The sequence below is a fragment of the Streptomyces sp. NPDC001270 genome (assembly GCF_042896695.1).
In the GTDB taxonomy this organism is placed as follows: Bacteria; Actinomycetota; Actinomycetes; order Streptomycetales; family Streptomycetaceae; genus Streptomyces.
Genome location: NZ_JBIAXM010000011.1, coordinates 49,894 through 71,400, shown reverse-complemented (window position 1 = coordinate 71,400; position 21,507 = coordinate 49,894). Strand labels below are relative to the sequence as shown.

At 72.3% G+C, this 21,507-nt stretch carries 17 protein-coding genes; 15 read left to right on the top strand and 2 right to left on the bottom strand.

The annotated features are described in order from the left end of the window. Positions 1-72 precede the first annotated feature (72 nt). From ACFY2B_RS19960 to ACFY2B_RS19920, 9 genes are all read left to right on the top strand, one after another. Positions 73-3,105, top strand: a complete 3,033-nt coding sequence (locus tag ACFY2B_RS19960) for an amino acid adenylation domain-containing protein (protein WP_390764421.1) — start codon at positions 73-75, stop codon at positions 3,103-3,105. 7 nt (positions 3,106-3,112) lie between these two features. After that, on the top strand, positions 3,113-3,898 hold the full coding sequence (locus tag ACFY2B_RS19955; protein WP_390764420.1) for a leucyl/phenylalanyl-tRNA--protein transferase: 786 nt from the start codon (positions 3,113-3,115) through the stop codon (positions 3,896-3,898). 34 nt (positions 3,899-3,932) lie between these two features. After that, positions 3,933-4,706: an N-acetyltransferase gene (locus ACFY2B_RS19950; RefSeq protein WP_390764419.1), complete on the top strand. Its 774-nt coding sequence runs from the start codon at positions 3,933-3,935 to the stop codon at positions 4,704-4,706. A gap of 171 nt (positions 4,707-4,877) precedes the next feature. Continuing rightward, entirely contained in the window at positions 4,878-5,939 is a 1,062-nt protein-coding gene (locus tag ACFY2B_RS19945) for a methyltransferase (protein ID WP_390764418.1), read from the top strand. Beyond that, positions 5,936-7,783: an acyl-CoA dehydrogenase family protein gene (locus tag ACFY2B_RS19940; protein ID WP_390764417.1), complete on the top strand. Its 1,848-nt coding sequence runs from the start codon at positions 5,936-5,938 to the stop codon at positions 7,781-7,783. Before ACFY2B_RS19945 ends, ACFY2B_RS19940 begins: the two co-directional genes overlap by 4 nt. After that, the gene (locus tag ACFY2B_RS19935; protein WP_390764416.1) at positions 7,780-8,442 is read left to right on the top strand and encodes a hypothetical protein; all 663 of its coding nucleotides are present in this window, start codon (positions 7,780-7,782) and stop codon (positions 8,440-8,442) included. Before ACFY2B_RS19940 ends, ACFY2B_RS19935 begins: the two co-directional genes overlap by 4 nt. Positions 8,443-8,599: 157 nt before the next feature. Beyond that, on the top strand, positions 8,600-10,195 hold the full coding sequence (locus ACFY2B_RS19930) for an MFS transporter (protein ID WP_390764415.1): 1,596 nt from the start codon (positions 8,600-8,602) through the stop codon (positions 10,193-10,195). A 111-nt stretch (positions 10,196-10,306) separates the two neighbouring features. Then, positions 10,307-11,536 carry a cytochrome P450 gene (locus ACFY2B_RS19925; RefSeq protein ID WP_390764414.1) on the top strand — a complete coding sequence of 410 codons (1,230 nt, stop codon included), beginning with the start codon at positions 10,307-10,309 and terminating at the stop codon, positions 11,534-11,536. 91 nt (positions 11,537-11,627) lie between these two features. Continuing rightward, positions 11,628-12,188 (top strand): pyridoxamine 5'-phosphate oxidase family protein, encoded by a 561-nt coding sequence (locus tag ACFY2B_RS19920; RefSeq protein WP_390764413.1) that lies wholly within the window; start codon positions 11,628-11,630, stop codon positions 12,186-12,188. 119 nt (positions 12,189-12,307) lie between these two features. Here the strand turns inward: ACFY2B_RS19920 and ACFY2B_RS19915 are convergent, their stop codons facing one another. After that, a complete protein-coding gene (locus ACFY2B_RS19915) occupies positions 12,308-12,589 on the bottom strand; it encodes a heavy-metal-associated domain-containing protein (RefSeq protein ID WP_376537075.1) in 282 nt (93 codons plus the stop codon). A 414-nt stretch (positions 12,590-13,003) separates the two neighbouring features. Between ACFY2B_RS19915 and ACFY2B_RS19910 the strand changes: the two genes are divergently transcribed. The 4 genes from ACFY2B_RS19910 (at position 13,004) to ACFY2B_RS19895 (ending at position 16,662) form a co-directional block, all read left to right on the top strand. Next, a complete protein-coding gene (locus tag ACFY2B_RS19910; RefSeq protein ID WP_376537077.1) occupies positions 13,004-13,285 on the top strand; it encodes a metal-sensitive transcriptional regulator in 282 nt (93 codons plus the stop codon). A 213-nt stretch (positions 13,286-13,498) separates the two neighbouring features. Next, positions 13,499-14,914 carry a M20/M25/M40 family metallo-hydrolase gene (locus tag ACFY2B_RS19905; RefSeq protein ID WP_390764412.1) on the top strand — a complete coding sequence of 472 codons (1,416 nt, stop codon included), beginning with the start codon at positions 13,499-13,501 and terminating at the stop codon, positions 14,912-14,914. A 214-nt stretch (positions 14,915-15,128) separates the two neighbouring features. Then, entirely contained in the window at positions 15,129-15,902 is a 774-nt protein-coding gene (locus ACFY2B_RS19900; RefSeq protein ID WP_390764411.1) for an alpha/beta hydrolase, read from the top strand. A 355-nt stretch (positions 15,903-16,257) separates the two neighbouring features. After that, positions 16,258-16,662: a hypothetical protein gene (locus tag ACFY2B_RS19895; protein ID WP_390764410.1), complete on the top strand. Its 405-nt coding sequence runs from the start codon at positions 16,258-16,260 to the stop codon at positions 16,660-16,662. A gap of 426 nt (positions 16,663-17,088) precedes the next feature. On the opposite strand, the gene ACFY2B_RS19890 is transcribed toward ACFY2B_RS19895, so the two are convergent. Continuing rightward, on the bottom strand, positions 17,089-17,793 hold the full coding sequence (locus tag ACFY2B_RS19890) for a TetR/AcrR family transcriptional regulator (protein WP_390764409.1): 705 nt from the start codon (positions 17,791-17,793) through the stop codon (positions 17,089-17,091). 491 nt (positions 17,794-18,284) lie between these two features. On the opposite strand from ACFY2B_RS19890, the gene ACFY2B_RS19885 reads away from it, so the two are divergent. Continuing rightward, positions 18,285-21,218 carry an ATP-binding protein gene (locus tag ACFY2B_RS19885; protein ID WP_390764408.1) on the top strand — a complete coding sequence of 978 codons (2,934 nt, stop codon included), beginning with the start codon at positions 18,285-18,287 and terminating at the stop codon, positions 21,216-21,218. A 100-nt stretch (positions 21,219-21,318) separates the two neighbouring features. Then, on the top strand, positions 21,319-21,504 hold the full coding sequence (locus ACFY2B_RS19880; RefSeq protein ID WP_390764407.1) for a hypothetical protein: 186 nt from the start codon (positions 21,319-21,321) through the stop codon (positions 21,502-21,504). The last annotated feature ends 3 nt before the right edge of the window (positions 21,505-21,507 follow it).

The following is a 21,507-nucleotide window of genomic DNA, read 5'->3' as shown; positions in this document are numbered from 1 at the left end:
GCATTTCGGCATGCCTTCGAAGCGCTGACGGGCAGTCGGCGTTCTCCGCACCCGCACTGGACGAGAGGACACATGGACACCATCGGGAAGCCGCTCATACATGATCGCTTTGCCGCCGTGGCGGCCGCTCGGCGCGACGCGACGGCGGTCGAACACGACGGCCGCCGGATCGGCTACGCCGAACTCGACAGACGGGCAAACCAACTCGCCCACCGACTGCAGACTCTCGGGGCCGGACGCGGCTCGGTGGTCATGGTCCACCTGGAGCGTTCCATCGACCTCGTCGTGTCGTTCCTCGCGACCCTCAAAGCAGGGGCGGCCTACCTGCCCGTGGAACCAGGTCTCCCCGACGACCGGATCGCGGCCTACGTCAAGGAGACGGGCTGCGCGGTCGCCGTCACGCGTTCCGGCAGCGAGCACCGGTTCGCCGGACTCTCGGTGGCGACCCTGTGCGTGGACGCCGACGACACCGCGGAATTACCCACCGGCCCGCCCCCGACCGGCGTCGCGGCCTCGGACACCGCGTACATCATCTACACCTCCGGTTCCTCGGGCTCCCCGAAGGCCGTGCGGGTCGGCCACGCCTCCCTCGGCTACCTGTGCCGGAGCGTGAACGAACGGTACGGCGTCGGACCGGACGACCGGGTCCTCCAGTTCGCCGCGCTGTCCTTCGACACCTCCATCGAGCAGATCCTCAACACGCTGCTCAACGGGGCGACACTCGTCCTGCCCGAGTACACCTGGGCGCCGAGCGAACTGCCCGAGCGGCTCGTGTCGCTCGGCGTGACGATCATGGACCTGACCCCGCCCTACTGGCGTGCCTTCCTCGCCGAACTGGCCCGCACCCCGGCCGACCTGCCGGTGCGGCTCACCATCGTGGGCGGCAGCGCGGTGCACGCCGAGGACTGCCGGACCGCCCTGCGGCTGATGCCCGGCTCCCGGCTGGTCAACGCCTACGGGCTGACCGAGACGACGATCACCTCGTGCACCATGGAGATCACCCCGGCGGTGCTGCCGGCCCAGGGTCCCGCGCCCGTCGGACGGCCGCTGCCGCAGACCGTCGTACACGTGCTGGACGAGGACCTGAACCCCGTCCCGCCACGGCAGCACGGCGAGATCTACCTCGGCGGACCCGGCGTCGCGCAGGGCTACCTCGGCGACGAGGCCCGCGGCGGACGGCGATTCCGCACCCTGCCCGGAGCGGCGGCGGGCACCGGACCCGTGTACCGCACCGGCGACCTCGGCGGCTGGACGGCCGACGGCAACCTCGAAGTCGTAGGACGGGCCGACCGGCAGATCAAGGTCCGGGGATTCCGCATCGAGCCGGCCGAGATCGAGGCGGCCCTGTCGGCGCACGACCTCATCGACGACGCCGCGGTGACGGCCTTCAGCCACAAGGGCGAAGCACAGATCGCCGCCTATTTCACCGCGCGGCACACCCCCCACCGGCTCGACCCGGGCGAACTGCGCGCCTTCGCCGCCCGCCACCTGCCCGCCTACATGGTCCCGGCCAGGTTCGTGCAGCTCGACGAGATGCCGGTGACGGCGCACGGCAAGATCGACCTCGCCGCCCTGCCCGAGCCGTCGCAGCTCCCGGCGGCCGGTCCGACGGCCGACGGCGGGGCACCCGCCACGAGTCTGGTCGAGCGTGCCGTGGCCGGCCTGTGGTGCCAGGTGCTCGACGTCGATTCGGTCGAACCCGGCGACAACTTCTTCGACCTCGGCGGGAACTCGATACTCGCCGCCGAGCTCCTGGCGAAGGCCAGGGCCTCGCTCGGCATCCTGATCACCCAGGTGCGTCCCCTGATCCGGCTCCTCCTCGACGACGCGACCCTGCGCGGCTTCGCCGCGGCGGTGGAATCGGCCCGAGCCGGCACACTCGGCGCGGACACCGCGGCCCAGGCCGACTTCGGCGCCGACACGGCCGTCGGCGTACCGATCCAGGCCCGGCCCACGGACGAGACGTCGTGGGCGGACCCCTCCCACGTCCTCCTCACCGGAGCCAGCGGCTTCCTCGGCAGCTACCTGCTGCGGGACCTGCTGGCGACCACCGGCGCCACCGTGCACTGCCTGGTGCGCGCCCGCGACGCCCGCCACGCGATGGAGCGCATCCAGAGCACCGCACGGCGCTACCTGGACGACGACCTGGACGAGCACCGCGCGTCCGGACGGATCTGCGCCGTTCCCGGCGACCTGGACCAGCCGCGACTCGGCCTCTCGGACCAGGATTTCGACCACTACGCGAAGACCGTCGACGTCATCCACCACCCGGGCGGGCTGGTCAACTTCATCTACCCGTACTCCCACATGCGCCCCACGAACGTCGAGGGCACCCGGGAGATCATCCGGATGGCCGGACGCTACCGGAACATTCCCATCCACTACGTCTCCACCATGGCCGTGATCTCCGGCTTCGGCACCGCCGGGGTCCGGCACGTCACCGAGGAGACACCCCTGGCCCACCCCGACCGGCTCTCCGTCGGCTACGTCGAGAGCAAGTGGGTGGCGGAGAGGCTGCTGCTGAACGCGGCCGAGGAGGGACTGCCGGTCGCCATCTACCGGGCCGCCGACATCTCCGGCGACCGGGTCACCGGGGCCTGGAACACGGCGACCGAGATGTGCGCGATGAAGAAGTTCATCGTCGACACCGGGACCGCGCCCATCGCCGAACTCCCGCTGGACTACACGCCGGTCGACTGCTACTCGGCCGCACTGCTGCACATCGCGTCGAGCCGGCTCCCCGCGGGCGAGGTCTACCACCTGACCAACCCCGGAAAAGTGAACGTCTCCCTCCTCGTCGAGCGGCTGCGCGCGCACGGCCACACGATCCGGGAGATCCCCTGGGAACAGTGGACCGACGGCATCGTGAAGACCGCGGTCGAACAGCCCGACCACCCCATGACGCCCTTCGCCCCGCTGTTCATCGACCGATGCTCCACCGGCGAGATGAGCGTCGCCGAGATGTACCTCGAAACGACCTTCCCCGTCTTCTCCCGGCACAACGTCGAGCACATGCTGCACGGCAGCGGAATCGAGATCCCGCCCGTGGACGCGGACATGCTCGACCGTTACATCCGGTACCTGACCTCCATCGATTTCCTGTGAGGCGGCCGTGTACATCCGAACGCCGGCCCGTACCGGCAGCTCATGGGAATCGCTCGACGTCGTCGGCGCTCCCGCGGACGGCCCCGTCGCCTTCGGCGGAGACCTGGGCCCACGGTCCCTGCTCGCCGCCTACCAGCGGGGCCTGTACCCCTTCCCGGCCGGCACGGCCGAACAGCGCATCGTCAACGAGCTGATGTACGAGGCCCAGGTCGAGGCGGGTCTCGTGAAGGTGATCCCCGGCTGCGACGAACCCTTCTCGATCGCCTGGTGCGCACCGGATCCGCGGCCCGTCATCCGCGTCGGACAGACCCGGTTGCAGCGCAGCCTGCGCCGCCAACTGCGCACCAGGAGCGACTGGACGACGACCGCGGACGCCTGCTTCGAGCAGGTGGTCCGCCGGTGCCGCGCGGACCGCACCGAACGCTGGCTCACGGACGACCTGCTGCGAGGTCTGTGCCTGCTGCACGAGCTGGGCCACGCGCACAGCGTCGAGGTCTGGGACGGCGACGAACTGGTCGGCGGCACCTACGGCGTCCGGATCGGCGCCGTGTTCAGCGCCGACTCCCAGTTCACCCGGTGCAGCGGGGCGGGCAAGACCGCGGTCGCCGACCTGACCCGACGCTTCGCCGAGGCCGGCGGACTGGCCGTCGACGTTCAGCGCGACGGCGAACACGTCCGGCTCCTGGGCGCCCGCCCGATACCCCGGCGGCAGTACATCGGCCTGCTGGCTCAGCGGCCGGAGAGCCGGCCGCTGAGCACGGAGCGACTGCCCGCCCGCCGCCTCGCCGAGTGACGGCCACGACCACGCCCGCCGACGGGAGAGACCCATGTCCGCTACCGCCAGCAGCACCAGCACCGATCTGCGGGTGATCAGCCTCGCCGACAGACCCGAACTGGAAGAGGCGATGATCACCATGGAATCGTCGTGGCCCGCCTACATCCGCCCCGAACCGCTCCTCGTGGACTGGGCGTTCGACGCCCACGCCGCGCACCAGCTCGTCGTGGTCGACGAACAGGACGAGGTCGTCGCCCGAGCCGCCAGCGTGCCCTTCGCCTGGGACGGCGACCCCGACCACCTGCCGGACGCCGGCTGGGACGAGACGCTGCGCCAGTGCCTGTCCGACACCCGGGCCGGCCGGGAACTCACCGCCCTGTGTGCGCTGGAGATAGCCGTCGTCCCGGACCGCCGTGCGCAGAACCTGTCCGCGTACACGCTGCGGGCCCTCGCCGACCACGCGCGCGAGCGGGGCTTCCGGCATCTCGTCGTCCCGGTCCGCCCCAGCCGCAAGCACCAGCACCAGGAGCTGCCGCTCGCCGACTACCTGGCACTGAGGCGGCCCGACGGGCTGCCCGAGGATCCCTGGCTGCGCGTGCACATGAGGGTCGGCGGCGAGGTACTGAAGGTGTGCCCGGCGTCCATGACCGTCTCCGGAAGCCTCGCGCAGTGGCGCGAGTGGACCGGGCTTCCCCTGGACGCCGACGGTCCGGTGGAACTGCCCGGCGCCCTGACCCCGCTCACGGTGAGCACCACGCACGACTACGCCGTCTACGTCGAACCCAACGTCTGGGTCAGACACCACCTCACCGGCCGCCGGCCATGACGACGCCACGCCCGGAACCCAGCACACCGGACGGCTCCGCACACCGGACGGCTCCGTAACCCGGACCACTTCGCACACCTGCTGAAGACACACCTTGACCGACACACCTTGACCGACACACCTTGACCGACACACCTTCAGCGACACCGACGACAAGGAGTACGACCTCCCATGAGCAGCACGACTCCCCAGGACGTCCTCGCCACCGGGAAACTGAACCTCCGCGCGGCCCTGATCGAGCGGATCGGCGGATACATGACGGCGCACGCGATCGGTGTGGCCACGGAACTCGGGCTCCCGGACCTGATCGGAACCGGCTCCCGCACCGGCGCGGAACTGGCCGCCACGACCGGCACCCACGAACCGTCGCTCCGACGCCTCCTGCGCACGCTGGTCGCCGTCGGCATCGCCGAGGAACCCGAGCCGGGGCGTTTCACGCTGACCGGCATCGGCTCCCAGCTGCGCGCCGACTCCCCTGACTCCCTCCACAACTTCGCCAGGATGTTCTGCCACCCCATCTTCCTCACGTCCTGGCAGAGCCTGCACCACACCGTCAGCACCGGCGAACGCGCCTTCGACCACGTCCACGGGATGGGCGTCTACGACTGGCTGGCCCAGCACGGCGAGACCAGCACGCTGTTCAACGAGGCGATGAGCGAGGAGTCCAGGATCTCCGCCGGGCAGCTCGCCGCGGGATACGACTTCCCGGCGACCGGCACCGTGGTGGACCTCGGCGGCGGTGACGGCACCCTGCTCACCGCGATCCTGACGGCCCGGCCCGAGCTGCGGGGTATCGTCTTCGACAGCCCCAGCGGCGTGGCCGAGGCGGCTGCGGCCCTCGGCAAGGCCGGCCTCTCGGACCGCTGCGACGTCCGGGCCGGTGACTTCTTCCAGTCCGTGCCGGGCGAGGGTGACCTCTACATCATCAAGAGCGTCTTCCAGGACTGGGGTGACGACGAGGCACGCGCCATCCTGCGCACCGTACGGGCCCACATGCCCGCGGCGGCCACCCTGCTGATCGTCGGCACCTTGCTGCCCGAGACCGCGGACACCGCCGTGCCCGTCGCCTACTTCACCGACATCAACATGATGGTCATGACCGGCGGCCAGGAGCGCACCGAGGGCGAGTTCCGGGCGCTGCTCGCGGAGACCGGGTTCACCGTGCGGTCGGTCGGGCTCGGGCAGGCCGGGCCGCTGTCGGTCATCCAGGCCGTCCCCACGGCCGCGGCATGACGGCGGAACAGACGCCGGAGCAGCAGGCCGACCGGACGACGGCCCTCCGGCCGGGTTTCGCCGCCGGGCTGTTCCTCGGCCGGGCGGCCACGGACCTCCTCACCCTTCCCGAGGGCGATCCACGGCGCCTGGCGGAGGCGGAGGAGCGGTTCCTGTCGCGGCTGCGCGCCTTCTGCGAGAAGGAGGTGGACAGTGCCGCGATCGAGCGCGACGACCGCATCCCCGACGACGTGGTCGAAGGACTCAAGGACCTCGGCGCGCTGAGCATCAAGATACCCAGGCGGTACGGAGGGCTCGGGCTGTCCTCCGTCTGCTACCACCGCGCACTGATGATCACCAGCACGACGCATCCGGCGCTGAGCGAACTGCTCGCCGCCCACCAGGCCATCGGGCTCGCCCAGCCGGTCCTGCTGTTCGGGACCGACGAGCAGAAACGCGAGTTCCTGCCGAGGTGCGTCCGGGAGATCTCCGCCTTCGCCCTCACCGAGGCGGACATCGGCAACGACCCGTACCGGATGCGCACCACGGCCGTCCACGACCCGGCCACGGACAGCTACGTGCTCGACGGTGTGAAGATGTGGACCACCAACGGGGTGGTCGCCGACCTGCTGGTGGTGCTGGCGCTCGTGCCCGCGCCGGGATCCGACGACGGCAGGATGACGGCCTTCGTCGTCGAGTCCGACTCGCCCGGGGTGACGGTCGAGCACCGCAGTTCCTTCCTCGGCCTGCGCGGCCTGGAGAACGGCTGCGTCCGCCTGCACCGGGTGGTCGTCCCGGCACGCAACCGGATCGGCGCGGAGGGCGAGGGACTGACCGTCGCCCTGCGCGCCCAGGACACCGGACGGCTTTCGCTGCCGGCGGTGTGCGCCGCCGCGGCGAAGTGGAGCCTGAGGATCGCCCGGCAGTGGAGCGCGGCCCGGGTGCAGTTCGGCCGGCCCATCGGCCGTCATGACGCGGTCGCAGGCAAGCTGTCGTTCATCGCGGCCACCGCGTTCGCCCTGGAGGCGATGGTCGAGGTCATCGGCCGGCGCGCGGAGCGGGCCGGCACCGACACCCGGCTGGACGCGGAGCTGGCCAAACTGTTCGCGTCGGAGCAGGCATGTGCCGTCGCGGACGAACTCGTACAGATCCGGGGCGGTCGCGGCTACGAGACGGCCGAATCCGCGGTCGGGCGCGGGGAACGCGGGATACCGGTCGAACAACTGCTGCGCGACACCAGGGCCGGCCGCATCTTCGACGGCTCCAGCGAGGCGCTGCGCGCCTTCCTCGCCCACGATCTGATCGACCTCCACCGCTCCGCCCCCCAGGAGCCAGTGCCCGACGGCGGCCCGGCGCGCCACGGCGGCGGCCCCCTGGGCGGTCACCTGGCGTTCGTCGAACGGACCTGCCGGCGGCTGGCCGGCGAACTCGCCCTGGTCGCCGGTGGCCCGGCAGCCGGACTCGACGAACGCCAGCGGTTCTTGGGCCGGATCGTGGACGCCGGCGCCGAGTTGTACGCGATGAGTGCCGGCTGCGTCTACGCCGAGGCCCTCGGCGGCGCCGACTCCGCCGCCGGACGGCTCGCCGACGCCTTCTGCCGTCAGGCCCGGCTGCGGGTCGCTCACCTGCTGGACCGGCTGGCCGACAACACCGACGAGGCGGACCGGGAGACCGCGGCCGGCGTACTGGCGGGCCACCACGTCTGGCTTGAGGACGGGGTGCCGGACCCCTCCACCGACGGGCCGTGGATCGCCCGGCCGGAGCCCGGACCCGCGACCGGCCCGAACCTGCGGCGGGTCATCCGGCCGACCGGCGCGGCGGCCACCGCGCGAACCACCGACGGACCGGTGAGGAGGGCTCGGTGAACACCGTGCCGGATGTCCTCGCGGCAGCGCGGGAACGCATCTCGGCGGAAGCCCGCCCCAACCGTTTCCTCGACGTGCTGGAACGTGGCCGCGTGCCCGGGGAACGGCTGCGGCAGCTCGCCGGGGAGCTGTATCACCTCGTGGGCAGTGACCGCCGCAGCTTCGCGTTGCTCGCGACCCGCTTCCCCTCCGCTCCGGCGGGAGAGCTGTACCGGGCCATGGCCGAGGGCGAGGCCGAGGCACTGAGCCTCCTCCTCGACTTCACGACCGCGCTGGGCCTGCGGGAGGGGGAACTGCGTGCCTACGAGTCCCAGCCGGCGGCCCAGGCGTATCCGCGCCACCTGGCGCGATCCGCACGGTCCGGCGGTTGTGGCGAGGTCGCCCTCGCCCTGCTGGCGAACGTGGCGGAGTCCGGCGAGACCTACACCCGCGTGGCCGACGCGCTGGCGTCCCGGTACGGCTTCGAGGAACGGGCGCTCGGACATTTCCGCTTCTTCGCCGAGACGCCGCAGCCCCTCCTGGACCGGGCGGCGGCCACGCTGGAGCACGGGCTGGCCGGTGGAGACGACCCGGGCGCCGCGCTGCGCTGCGCCCTGACCGTGCACTCGTTGGAGGCCGACTTCTGGAACTGCCTGGCCCGTGACCTCGACCCCGGCTGACCTCGTCGAAGTCCCGGCAACGGAGGACCGGTTGGCTTGACACCCATACCCCCTACCCCTATTTTTCTAGCGCTACCCCAAGGGGGTATGCCCACGCGTGTGCGACCGGGCCTCGGGCACGGCGGCGCCGCGGGTCTCGACGAGGAGAGGAGTACCGATGTCTACGGCAGGAACTCGGCAGTTACGAGCGGGGGGCAAGGAGTGGGCGGCGCTGGGCCTGCTGGTCCTCCCCGCGCTCCTGCTGTTCATGATGTTGACCATCCTGTTCCTGGCCATCCCCTACCTCGCGGCGGATCTGCGGCCGAGCAGCGCGCAGACCCTGTGGATCCTGGACATCTACGGCTTCCTGATGGCCAGCCTGCTGGTACTGATGGGCACCGTGGCCGACCGCTTCGGGCACCGGAACCTGCTGATGGTCGGGGCCGTGCTGTTCGGTGCGGTCTCGGTGGCGGCCGCCTTCACGGACTCCCCGGCGCTGATGATCGTCTGGCGCGCCCTGCTCGGTATCGCCGCCGCCATGCAGATGCCCACCACACTCGGCCTGATCTTCACGATGTTCCAGGACCCGAAGCAGCGGGGGGTCGCCATCGGCACCTGGGCGGCGGCCATCTCGGCCGGCGTCGCGCTCGGCCCCCTGCTCAGCGGCCTGCTGCTCGAAATGTTCTCGTGGCGGGCCACCTTCCTGGTCGCCGTCCCGGTCATGGCGGTCGTGGCCATCGGCGCGCCGCTGCTGCTGCCGGGCCACCAGGGACCGAGGAACGGCAGGCTCGACCTGGTCAGCGCGTTGCTCATGCTGCTGACGCTGCTGCCGCTGATCTACGGCGTGAAGTCCTTCGCCACCACCGACTCACCGGCGCTCTCGGCACTGTCCGTCGTGGTCGGAGTGGTCTTCGGCGCCGGGTTCGTCTTCCGCCAACTGCACACCGCCGAGCCGCTCCTGGACGTCCGCCTCTTCAAGAACCGCACGGTCAGCGGGGCCCTCGGCGTCTTCATCCTCTCGGCCATGGGCCTGGGCGGCGTGTATCTGATGTTCACCCAGTACCTGCAACTGGTGAAGGCGCTGTCGCCGCTCAGGACCGGCGTCGCGATCCTCCCGGCGGCCCTCGTCCTGATCGTGGTCGCCATGCGCGCCCCGATCCTCGCCCGCCGGATCAGGCCCGGCAACGTGATCGCTGCGGGCCTGGCCGTACAGGTGGTCGGCTACATCTTGTTCACCCAGATCGACAGCACCACCGGTCTGCCCTGGGTCATCGCGGGCTTCATCGTCCTGTATCCGGCGGTCTCTCCGTCCATGGCGCTGACCACCGACCTGGTGGTCGGCTCGGTACCGCCGGAGAAGGCGGGCGCGGCCGGCGGTCTGGCCTCGACCGTCAACGATCTCGGCATCTCCCTCGGTGTGGCGATCATCGGCAGCATCGGGGCCGCCACCTACCGCAGCGGCGTCGCCGACACACTGCCCGGCGCCCTGCCGGACGAGGCGAAGTCGGCCGCCCGGCAGAACCTCGACGGAGCCGTGGCCGCCGCGCAGGACCTTCCCGCCCGCGTCGGCGGCGAGTTGCTGCGGGTGGCCAGGGAGGCGTTCACGACCGGGCTCAACGTCGCCGCCGCCACGGCCGCGGTGATCGCCGCGGTGAGCGCCGTCGTCGCGGCCGTGGCGCTGCGGCACGTACCGCCGACCGGCTCGCCCGCACCCGCCGGCCAGGGCGCCGAGGCGAGCGCCGCCGAGCCGGTCTCCACCGCGGAGGCCGACTGAATGACCGGCACAGCGACAAGACACCGAAACAAGTGATCACAGCCGGACGCGACGGCTGGGCCGGCTCCGCCGCTCCCGCCGCCGCGTCCGGCCCTCATCAGGAGGCACGCAGTGATTCCCTTCAGCGCAACTCCGACCGAGACGATGCAGAGCGAGGGCGGCCGGTGCATGTACGCACAGGTCGAGCACCTGCGCTCGCTGGGACCCGCCGTCCCCGTGCACCTGCCCGAAGGGGTGGGAGCGTGGTCGGTGTCCCGTGGAGACGTCGTCAGGAAACTCCTGACGCATCCCGGCGTCTCCCGGAACCTGAAGAAGACCGTGCCCGGTTACCGGCCCGGCTCCGTCCCCTGGCTGTCTCCGTGGGTCGACCTGGACTCCATGGCCACCACGGACGGACGCGAGCACGCGCGGCTCCGCAAGCTGATCACCCCGGCCTTCACCCCCCGCCGGGTGGAGAAACTCCGTTCCCACATCGAGGCGGACGTGACCGCGCTCCTGGACGAGCTGGCCGCACGGGACGCGGACGAACCGGTCGACCTGCACCAGGAGTTCTCCTACTGCGTGCCGACCCAGGTGATCTGCGACCTCTTCGGCATCCCGGACGACCAGCGGCCCGAGGTGCTGCGCGTGTTCCGCGCGGTGGCGAGGACCGGCCTGTCGGAGGAGGAGTCGGTCGCCCTCTACGAGGACCTGGTGGCGGCGATGCACCTCCTGATCGCCACCAAGCGGCACACACCGGGGGACGACCTGACCAGTTTCCTGCTCACCGCACGCGAGGAGGGCGAGGAGTCACTGAACGAGCACGAACTGGTGTCGACCCTGCTGCTGATGATCGGCGGCGGCAGCCAGACGACCATCAACCTCATCGACCACACCGTCCGCGAACTGCTCGGCCGCCCCGGCCAGCTCGCCCTCCTGCGCGCCGACCCGGCCCGCTGGGACGACGCGGTCGAGGAGTCCCTGCGCGTGCACTGCCCGGTGATGCATCTGCCCATGCGCTGGGCCGCCGAGGACATAGACCTCGGCGAAGGGGTGGTCATCCGGGCCGGCGACGCCATCCTGATCTGCTACGGCGCCCACGGCCGGGACCCGCAGGTGCACGACGATCCCGCCGCCTTCGACATCGACCGCGCGGACAAGGACCACCTCGCCTTCGGTCTCGGCGCCCACTTCTGCCCCGGCTCGCATCTCGCCCGGCTCGAAGCGCGGATCGCGCTGCCCGCCCTGTTCGACCGGTTCCCGCGGCTGACTCTCGCCGTCGAACCCGAGGACGTACCGCCCGGGAACACCTTCATCGGCAACGACATCTCGTCGCTGCCCGTGTTCCTGCGGCACCGGTGACCGCCCGCCGCGGACCACATGCGCCACGGGCCGTGCGGCACGTCCGCCGCGGCGCCGGCACACCATACGGTCACCCACGGAAAGGTCTCCCATGGCGATCGAAGAGAGCCTGATCGACCGGACGGCACATCTGCTGAACGAGGCCCGGTATCTGAACCTGGCCACCACCTGGGACGGCACCCCCTGGGTGGCCACCCTGGAGTACGCGTGGTTCCCCGATCCGCTGCACTTCGTCTTCGGTTCGTCCACCGGCTCCCGCCACAGCAGTGACATCCGCTCCCAGCCGCTGGTGGGCGGTTCGGTGTTCGTCAGGGAGGGCGCGGCCGGGGTGGCCGTCTCGTCCGTCGACGGAGCGCAGTTCACCGGCCGCTGCACGGAGATCGCGCCCGAACAGCTGGACGCGTACCACGCGCCGTTCTACGAGACGGTGTTCCCCGACGCCCGGCAGCGGACCGAATGGCAGCTGCCGCCAGAGCTGTTGCAGGCGCCCGCGCCCCACCGTCTCTACCGGATCGAGGTCGAGCACTGGTGGCTGATCGACACGCGCACCTGGGCCGAGGACCGCGTCGACCGCCGGATCGAGCTGCCGTTGGACGCCGGGACGCAGGCCCGGCTGTCCGCTCGCAGGCGAGTCAGGACGGCGTTCGGCTGACCTGCCCGCCCGGACGGTGCGCGGGGAGCGGGTGAACCGGCCGGGCCTGCCGACGGGGGGGTAGGAACGGGCCCGGCCGGATCGCACCCCGCGCGCGGGGAGCGCTTCGCGGGACCGCGTCAGGCGGCGCGGCCGGTCAGCTCGTACCCGGCGTCGTCGACGGCCTTGGCGATCAGGGTGTCATCGGGGCCCTCCTTGGTGATCACCGTGACCCGGCCGGTGTCCACGTCGACGTCGACGGACAGCACGCTGTCGACCCCGCCGACGGCTTCCGTGACCGCCGCCTTGCAGTGGCTGCACGTCATGCCTGACACCGCGTAGGTGGTGCTGACGCCGTCGGAGACGGACTCGCCGGTCGCGTCGGAGTGGCAGCTGCCGTCGGGGGTGCAGCAGGACGACATGGGTTTCCTCCTGGAGTTGAGCAGAGACTTGGCGGCGGCCCGTTACCCCTGGAGGGTGAGGGTATTCATTACGGCCCTCCGGGTGTGGCGCCCGTAATACATATACCCCCTACCCCTATACGGGAGCAAGGTCCCCGCACTCCCGTCGGCGCATCGGCACCGCCCGGATCCGCCTCGACCGCGGGGCGGCGGGGGAGGGTTCGACGGGGCCGCTGTGCGCCCGGTCCGCGGGGCCGTCGGCGGGCGGCCCCGCGGCGGCACCGGGAATCCCCGGTGCTCCGCGGTCCGTAGCGGCAGTTCCCCCCGGGTCCCTTCTGCCGTCGGCCGCGGGTGGTTCGTACCGGTGGCGGGTATCTTTTAAGGGGGAGCTCGCCGCAGGGGGCGACCCTCGGTGGAGGGAAGGAAAGCGGAGGCATGGCGGGCCAGAAGAAGCACAAGGATGACGTGATGATGCGGCTGCGCCGCATCGAGGGCCAAGTACGCGGGCTGCAACGCCTGGTGGCGGAGGACACCTACTGCATCGACGTCCTCACCCAGGTGTCGGCGGTGACCCGCGCGCTGCAGTCGTTCGCACTGCAGATGCTGGACGAGCACATGGCCACCTGCGTGAGCGACGCGGTCGCCGAGGGCGGTGCCGAGCGGGAGCAGAAACTGAAGGAGGCGTCCGACGCCATCGCGCGGCTCGTGCGTTCATGACCGCACGGCCCGCGTCGGAAAGCTCCGGGGCGCGCGTCGGGATCGTGTTCCCGTAACCGGACTCGGCGCCGCTCGCCCTCCCGTGGATCCGGCCGGCCGAGGCCATTCGCCGCCCACGGCCGCTCCTGCCGCCCCGTGGGCCGCTCTTGCCCATTCTTGGCGTGTCCACAACCATGGCAGGGTCGGTCGGCACAGCCAGCCCCGGGAGGGCAGATGCGTCCCAGCCTCAGCAGGCGAACCATCCTGACCGCGACAGCGGCGAGCGGCGCGGCGGTACTGGGAACGACGGGACCGGCCGAAGCGGCCCCACCGCAGGACAAGGACCGGCGCCCGCCCGCGACGGCCCAGCCGCCCAGCCGTGAACTGCGCACCTTGCTCGCGGAGATCGATCCGGCCCGCATCGAGGCGACGGTCCGCAGACTCGTCTCCTTCGGCACCCGGCACACCCTGTCCGTCCAGGACCACCCGGTACGCGGCATCGGCGCCGCCCGCGACTGGCTGCTCGCCGAACTCCGCTCGTACGCCGCGGCCTCCGGCGGCCGGATGACGGCGGAACTGCAGTCGTACGTCCAGGAACCCGCCTCCCGGGTCCCGACCGCCACCCGCATCACCAACGTGCTCGCCACCCTGCGCGGCTCGGTGACCCCGGAGCGCGTGTACGTCGTCTCCGGCCACTACGACTCCCGCGTCACGGACGTCATGGACGCCACGTCGGACGCGCCGGGCGCGGACGACGACGCGTCCGGCGTGGCCGTGGTGCTGGAACTGGCCCGGGTGATGGCGAAGCGGCGTCCGGCGTCGACGATCGTGTTCGCGGCGGTGGCGGGGGAGGAGCAGGGGCTGTACGGGGCGGCGCACATGGCCCGGCAGTTCAAGGCGGCGGGCGCCGATGTGCAGGGCATGTTCACCAACGACATCGTCGGCAGTCCCACCGCGGACGACGGCATACGGGACCCGTACACCGTCCGTCTCTTCGCGGAGGGCGTCCCGTCCTCCGAAACACCCGAACAGGCCGCGACCCGCCGGTCGGTGGGCGGCGAGAACGACTCCGCGACCCGCCAGCTGTCCCGGTTCGTGCGCGACGTGGCCGACAACGACGCGACCGGCATGCAGGTCCGGGTGATCTACCGACGGGACCGTTACGGCCGGGGCGGCGACCACATCCCCTTCCTCGAACAGGGCTATGCGGCGGCACGGTTCACGGAACCCGCCGAGGACTTCGCCCACCAGCACCAGGACGTGCGTGTCGACGAGACGGGCAAGCAGTACGGCGACCTGCCCGAGTTCTGCGACTTCCGCTACGTCGCCCGGGTTGCCCGGGTGAACGCGGCGGCCCTGTGGTCCCTGGCCCAGGCCCCCGGCACACCGCGCGGCGCGAAGATCATCACCTCGGCGCTGACGAACTCGACGGACCTGGCGTGGACCCGGGGCACCGAGCCGGACCTGGCCGGCTACGAGGTCGTCTGGCGGGAGACGACGGACCCCGAGTGGACCCATGTCATCCCGGTCGCGGACGTGACGCGGCACGAAGTGGACCTGTCCAAGGACAACGTGTTCTTCGGGGTGCGAGCGGTGAACAGGGCAGGGCTCAGGAGCCCGGTCGCCTTTCCGCAGCCGGCCGCCGGCTAGGAGCGGTCCGGAAGGTGCCCAGGGCTCCCCAAACGGGTCGCGTCCGCCGGGCTCGGGTTGGTAGCTTGCGGGCGGCCGTGATCTGTCCGAGGAGGTGAGACCCATGAACGCGGTATCCGTGCGGGTGCTCCCTCCTGTCGTCATGGCCGGGCGATCGACGTAGCCGTCGCCGGGAGCGCCGCAACGACAAGGCACTCCCGAAAGGCATCAACCGATGCAGCATGCTGTGCAGTTCACCGCGCGGTCGTCGGCGGACGGCGTCGTCGAACGCGGCTTCACCGTGGGCGAGGTCCCCGGTGTCCTCTGGTCGCCCGCCGCCGGTTCTGATCGCGCGCCCCTCGTGCTGATGGGGCACGGCGGCGGCACCCACAAGAAGTGGCCGGGCATGACAGGCCGCGCACACCGCCTCGTGACCGGCTGCGGCTTCCACGTCGCCGTCATCGACGCGCCCGGTCACGGCGGCCGGCCGCGCACGGCGCACGACGAACAGGAGATCGCCGCGCTGTACCGGGCGCGGGCGGCGGGCGAGGCGGAAGGCCCGATCGTCGTGCGCTACAACGCCCACCTCGCGGCACGCGCCGTGCCCGAGTGGCGGGCGACCCTGGACGTCCTCCAGGAACTGCCGGAGATCGGCACCGACGGGCCGGTCGGCTACTTCGGTCTGAACATGGCCACCGCGATCGGGGTGCCGCTCACGGCGGTCGAACCCAGGATCACCGCGGCCGTCTTCGGCCTCCACTGGCCCGATGCCCTCGCCGACCGGGCGAAGCGGATCACGATCCCGGTCGAGTACGTGCTCCAGTGGGACGACGAGCACATTCCGCGCGAGTCCGGTCTCGCGTTGTTCGACGCCTTCGCCTCGCGGGAGAAGACGTTGCACGCCAATGCGGGCAGACACAAGGAACTGCCGAGGTTCGAGGCCGACAGCGCGGTCCGGTTCTTCGCCCGGCACCTCGGACGAGGGGGCCGTCTCGCCTGCCTGACGTGACCGGCGCCGGTGCCGGCGCCTCCCGGCCGAGGCGGTTCTGCCGTCTCGGTCCGGACCGGCACACCGAGTGCCGCCCCCGTCCAGCGCCCCGCACGAAGCCGCGATGAGACGTTTGCTACTGCGTTTTTTATTCCAGTCAACCCTTTACAGCATGCCGTGATGATGGTCACTGCGAACGCATTTGCAAATATGAGGCCCCCCTCGGCTACGCTGGCATCAGCCGAACATGAGGACCCCCTCCGGAAGAGCCCCCTTGGCTCGGCAACCGGGCGGTCCGGATTTCCCGGATCGCAGATCACAGACATGGCAGCGGCCGCCTCGCGGCGGCACCGCGGCACATCATGAGGAGACGAAGATGAACAGGTGGATCAGGCGGGTCTCGGTCGGTCTTGCTTCTGCGGCACTGGCGGGCGGCGCCGTTCTCGGCGCCGGCGGCGCGGCTTCGGCGGCGGTTTCGCAGCCCGTGCAGGAGACCCACGCACAGCCCGCCCAGCACGCCCAGGTCACGGCCGCTGCTCTGCGGACCGGCGACGACCGGATCGGTTACCACGGCGACCGGTACGGCAACGGGTACGGGTACGGGTACGGAAACGGGTACGGAATCAGCTGGCCCGGCCAGCCGAACTATTCAGCACGCTGGGACGGTCGCCACGCGTACTTCTGGGGCGGGAACGGGTGGAACCAGGTCACGCCGTGGCGCGGCATCGGAGCCACTCAGTGGTACGTGAACCAGTACGTGTGGTACCTGAACCACCGGTGATGCGAATGCGGGCCGTCGAGGTCGGCCCGGCGTCGCGCGCGGACGAGACCCAGGAGGGTCGCGTCCGCGCGCCGTCGGGCCGCCGCGTCATGTCGGGCCACCGTGCGCCGTCGGGCCATCGCGTGCCGGGCCGGGTGGTGTCCCTGGGAGCGGAGTCCAGTCGGCTCGACCCGGACGCCGAACCGGCGGAGTCGCTTGCCGGAAGCTGACGAACGCCGTCCCCGCCGGGCGGCGGCATCATCCGGGGCCCGAGATGCCCCTGGCGGACCTGGGTCCGGTCGCCGACCACGGCAACCGGACCCGTTGTGTGTCTCACGCTGTGTGTCTCATGACCGAGTCTCATGCCCGGTCTCTCGTGACCCCGAGCCGAATGACCCGAGCCTCATGACCTGGCGGGCACGCCCGCCACGTCCGTCGCCACGTCGGTCATTCCTCCCCGTGGCACTCGACGCACTCCTCCTCGGGGCACTCCAGAGCCACAAGGCTCGCGTCGACCTGCTGGGGAGTCAGCGGGGGCTCGGCCAGTTCGTGGGCGCACGGGGCGCGGAAGGCGTCGAGCATCAGATGGAGGTGGCGGCGCCACGCGGTGGGGGCGACGGTGCGGGTGGCCTGGATGATCCCGGCCTGCGACCAGATCACGAACGCGATGTCCTGCGGGGTGACGTCGTCGCGGAGGGTTCCCTGCTCCTGGGCCTTGGCGAAGATCTCGGCGGCCAGTCCCTTCGCGCGCTCGAACATTCCCCTGCCGAGTGCGTGCAGGGGCAGCCGCGCGGAGACCAGGTCGTGGAACGCGCGGTCGCACGCCTGTAGCTCACACAGTTTTTCCAGGTAGTGGCAGAACCCGTCCCAGGCGTCGTCCATGCCCGCGGCCGCCTCGGCGGCGTCGAGCAGTTCCGTGAACTTCGCGGTGAAGAGTTCCTCGACCAGGTCCAGCCGGCTGGGGAAGTGCCGGTAGAGCGTTCCGATCGCGACACCGGCCTCGCGGGCGATGCCTTCCAGGGAAGCGCCCAGACCCTGCTCGGCGAAGCTCCTGCGAGCTGCGGCCAGGATGGCGTCCCTGTTGCGCTGCGCATCACGCCTGAGCGGTCGTGCCGCCGCCCGTGGTGCGGAAAGGGTGGGCTGGGGGCTCATGCGGCCAGCATAACATGAGGGGGCCCTCGAATTAAAGGTGTGACCTCGCTCACGGCGCGGGAGCCGGCCGCGGACGCCGGGCCCGCGGCGGGCGGTCGCACTCATACGTCCGCTCTCCCGGGGACGACGGGGCGCGCCCGACGCGTCCGGCCCGCACGCGCGACCGACGTCGGCTCGCCGCCCGACACCAGGGGGACGCCCGGCTGCGCCATCCGCGCAGGCTGCGTACCGCCGGCTCCGCCGTCGCGCGCGACCTCGCCCCGTGGTCGGCCGGCGCGACGATCCGTGCCCGTGCGACGGGACCTGGACAAGCCCCGGCGGCACGGGACGACGGGAGTGAACTGCCCTGTCCCGGCACGGAGATGAGGCAATCGGAACAACCGCCGTGCGGATCGGCGCGCGGCCCCGGCGCCGTACGCCGCCCCGGCGCCGGGCGAGGGCCGCGAACACGCCCGGCAGAATGAGCCCACCGGGCCCGATCGGAGGCGGATGTGACAGCAGCGGAGAGCGTCGGCGCGCTCGTGCGCCGACCCGACCTCGGCATACCCCGTCTGGTCGGCCGCGACCGCGACCTCTCGGCACTCGGCCAGGCCCTCGACGAGCGGCCGGGCCTCGTCGTGGTCGCGGGCGAGGCGGGCATCGGGAAGACCCGGCTGCTCCACGAACTGCTCGGGCGACGACCGGAGACGGCACTGGTCGCGGTCTGTCCGCCGTTCCGGGAGCCGTACACGCTCGGCCCGGTCGTCGACGCCGTACGCCGGCTCACCGACCGGGTCACCGGCCTGCCGTTGACCGGGCTCGCCGGGGCGCTGCGCCCGGTCTTCCCGGAGTGGGCCGGGCAACTGCCGCCCGCCCCCGAACCGCTGCCCGACGCGGCGGCCGCCCGGCACCGGCTGCTGCGCGCGCTCGTCGAACTCGTCGACGCCCTCGGCGTCGGGCTGTTCGTGGTGGAAGACGCGCACTGGGCCGACGAGACCACCCTGGAACTTCTGCTGTTCCTGCGGGCCAGGCCGGAGCGGAGCCCGCGCCTCGTCCTCACCTACCGGCCCGAGGACGTCCGCCCCCAGTCGCTGCTGCGCCGACTGGTCGCACAGGCAGGCGTCACCCGCCTGGAACCCGGCCCCCTGGACATCGCCGACACCGCGGACCTGGTCTCCTCGATGCTCGGCGGGGAGCCGGTCTCCGAGGAGTTCGCCGGATTCCTGCACGGCCACACCGACGGGCTGCCGCTCGCCGTCGAGGAATCGGTCCGCCTGCTCTACGACCGGGCCGACCTGGTCTGTGAGGACGGCGCCTGGCTGCGGCGCGACGTCGCGGAACTCGACGTACCGCCCAGCATCCGCGACGCCGTGCTGGAGCGGACCTCGCGCCTCGGGCCCGCGGCCCGCGCGACGCTCGCCGCGCTCGCCGTGCTGGAGGGGGAGCGGGCGCCGGCGCTGGTCGCCGAGGTCGCCGGTCTGCCCCTGCCGGAGGCGGAGAACGGGCTGGCCGAGGCGCTCGCCGGCGGGCTGCTGCACGAGGACCGCGACGCCCGGGTGGGGTTCCGGCACATGCTGGCCGCGCGCAGCGTCCACCACGCCCTCGGTGCCCTCGAACGCGGCCGCCTGCACCGTCGCGCCGGGGCGGCACTCGAACAGGAACCGGTGCGCCGCGTCGCCGAACTGGCCCGGCACTTCCGCGAGGCGGGCGACCCGGACCGCTGGGCCGCGTACGCCGAGCAGGCGGCCGACCACGCGATCTCGTCGGGGGATCCGCGTACGGCGTTCGGGCTGCTCCTCGACCTCCTCGCGGGCGGTGCAGTCCGCGGCGCCGCGGTGTCCCGTCTGGTGCAGCGCATGCCGCTGTACGCCGCGCCCGGCAACGGGCCGCTGCGCGAACTCGTCACCGTGCTGCGCGCCACCGCCGCCGGCGAACTCGCCCCGCCCGAGCGGACCGAGGTCACCTGGCAACTGGCCCGGCTGATGTTCCACGTCGGTGACGTGGAGGGCGCCTCGGCGGAGATGGAACGGGCCGTGCCGGGACTGGTCGGGGACCGGCCGGTCGCCGCGGTCCACGCGATGATGATGCTCGCCCGGCCGCTCGGAACCGCGCACCCCGCCGCACATCACCGTGCCTGGCTGGAGCGCGCCGGGCGGCTGGTCGAGGACCGGCCGGACCCGGCGCCCGAGGACCGGCTCTCCTTCCTCATGGACCGCGCCGCCACCCTCCTGGTGCTCGGCGACCCGGCCGGCTGGACGGCGGCCCGCGACCTGCCGGCCGACGGACGGACCCCCGGCGAAGTGCTGCAGCGCGCCCGGGGGTTCGCCAACCTCGGCGAGGCAGCCATGCTGTGGGGCCGCTACGCCGACGCCCGGCACCGGCTCGACGCGGCCGCCGCCCTGGCCGAGGAGCACCAGCACCTGCGCCTGCGCGACCTCGTCGGGGCGACCCTCGCCCACCTCGACTGGCTCACCGGCCACTGGAGCGGACCGCGGAAGTGGCAGGCGTCGGCCCTCGACGCCGACGAACCCGTGCTGCGCGCCGACGCACTGCTGCTGGCGGGACTGCTCGACGCCGCCCACGGCGACCACCGCCGGGCGCGGGAGCGGGCCCTGGCCGCGATCGCGGTCGGGCGTCCACGCGGCCCCGCCGACGGGTCCCGCGACCCGTCCGCCGTGCTCGCGCGGCTGGCGATCGCCGCCGGCCGCCCCGCGGAGGCCCTGGCCGCCACCGATGCCGCCTGGCGGCTCGTCGAGACCAAGGAACTCTGGCTCTGGGCCGCCGAGATCGCCCCGCTGCGGGTCCGCGCCCTGCTCGAAACCGGACGGGCCGCGGAGGCCGCCCGCGCGGCCACGGCCTTCGCGGCGGGTACCCGCGGGGCGGACGCGCCGGTCGCGACGGCGGCCCGCCTGCTGACCGCGGCCCTGCTCGCCCGCGCCGACGGCGATCCGGGCCGGGCAGCCGGGCACTTCGAGGAGGCGGCCACCGCCTGGACCACCCTGCCCAGACCGTACGACGCGCTGCTGGCCCGCGAGTCGGCGGCGGACTGCCGCCTCGCCGCCGGCGAACGGGAGGGGGCCGTCGACGTGCTCCGCGAGGTCTTCGACGGCCTCACCGGCCTCGGCGCCCGGGGGGACGCGGACCGGGTACGGCACACCCTCGCGGACGAGGGGGTCCGGGTCGGCACCCGGGTGGGCCGGCCCGGCTACGGCGACCGGCTCTCACCGCGCGAACTCGACGTGGTGCGACTGCTGGTGGAGGGCCGGACCAGCGGACAGATCGCCCGGGTCCTCGGGCTCTCGCCCCGCACCGTCGAGAAACACGTCCACTCCGCGATGCGCAAACGGGACGCGCCCTCGCGCACCGCGCTCGCCGTCGCCGTGGTGGAGTCCGGTGACGTGCCGCTGCCCGGGAACGTGCCGCAGCCGCCCGCGTCGACGGGGTAGTTCCGCGAGCCGCAGGAGTTTCCCGGGTAGTTCTGCGCATTGCCGCCCACGCGTCGCGCGGCGTTCACTGCTGGCTCTGGGACAGAACGGAGCAGCCGCGATGACCTCTGGCAACGGCGCCGAACCGGCCGGCGAGGAACCGGCGGCCGACAGTGTCGACGGACCCCAAAAGGGTCACGGCGACGACTCGGACGACGGTGCGGAACCCGCTGCCGGTCCGGCCACGGGCGCGGAACGGACGCGCATGAGCCGGCGGAAGGCGGGCGTCGAGTACCGGCCGGTCTGACCA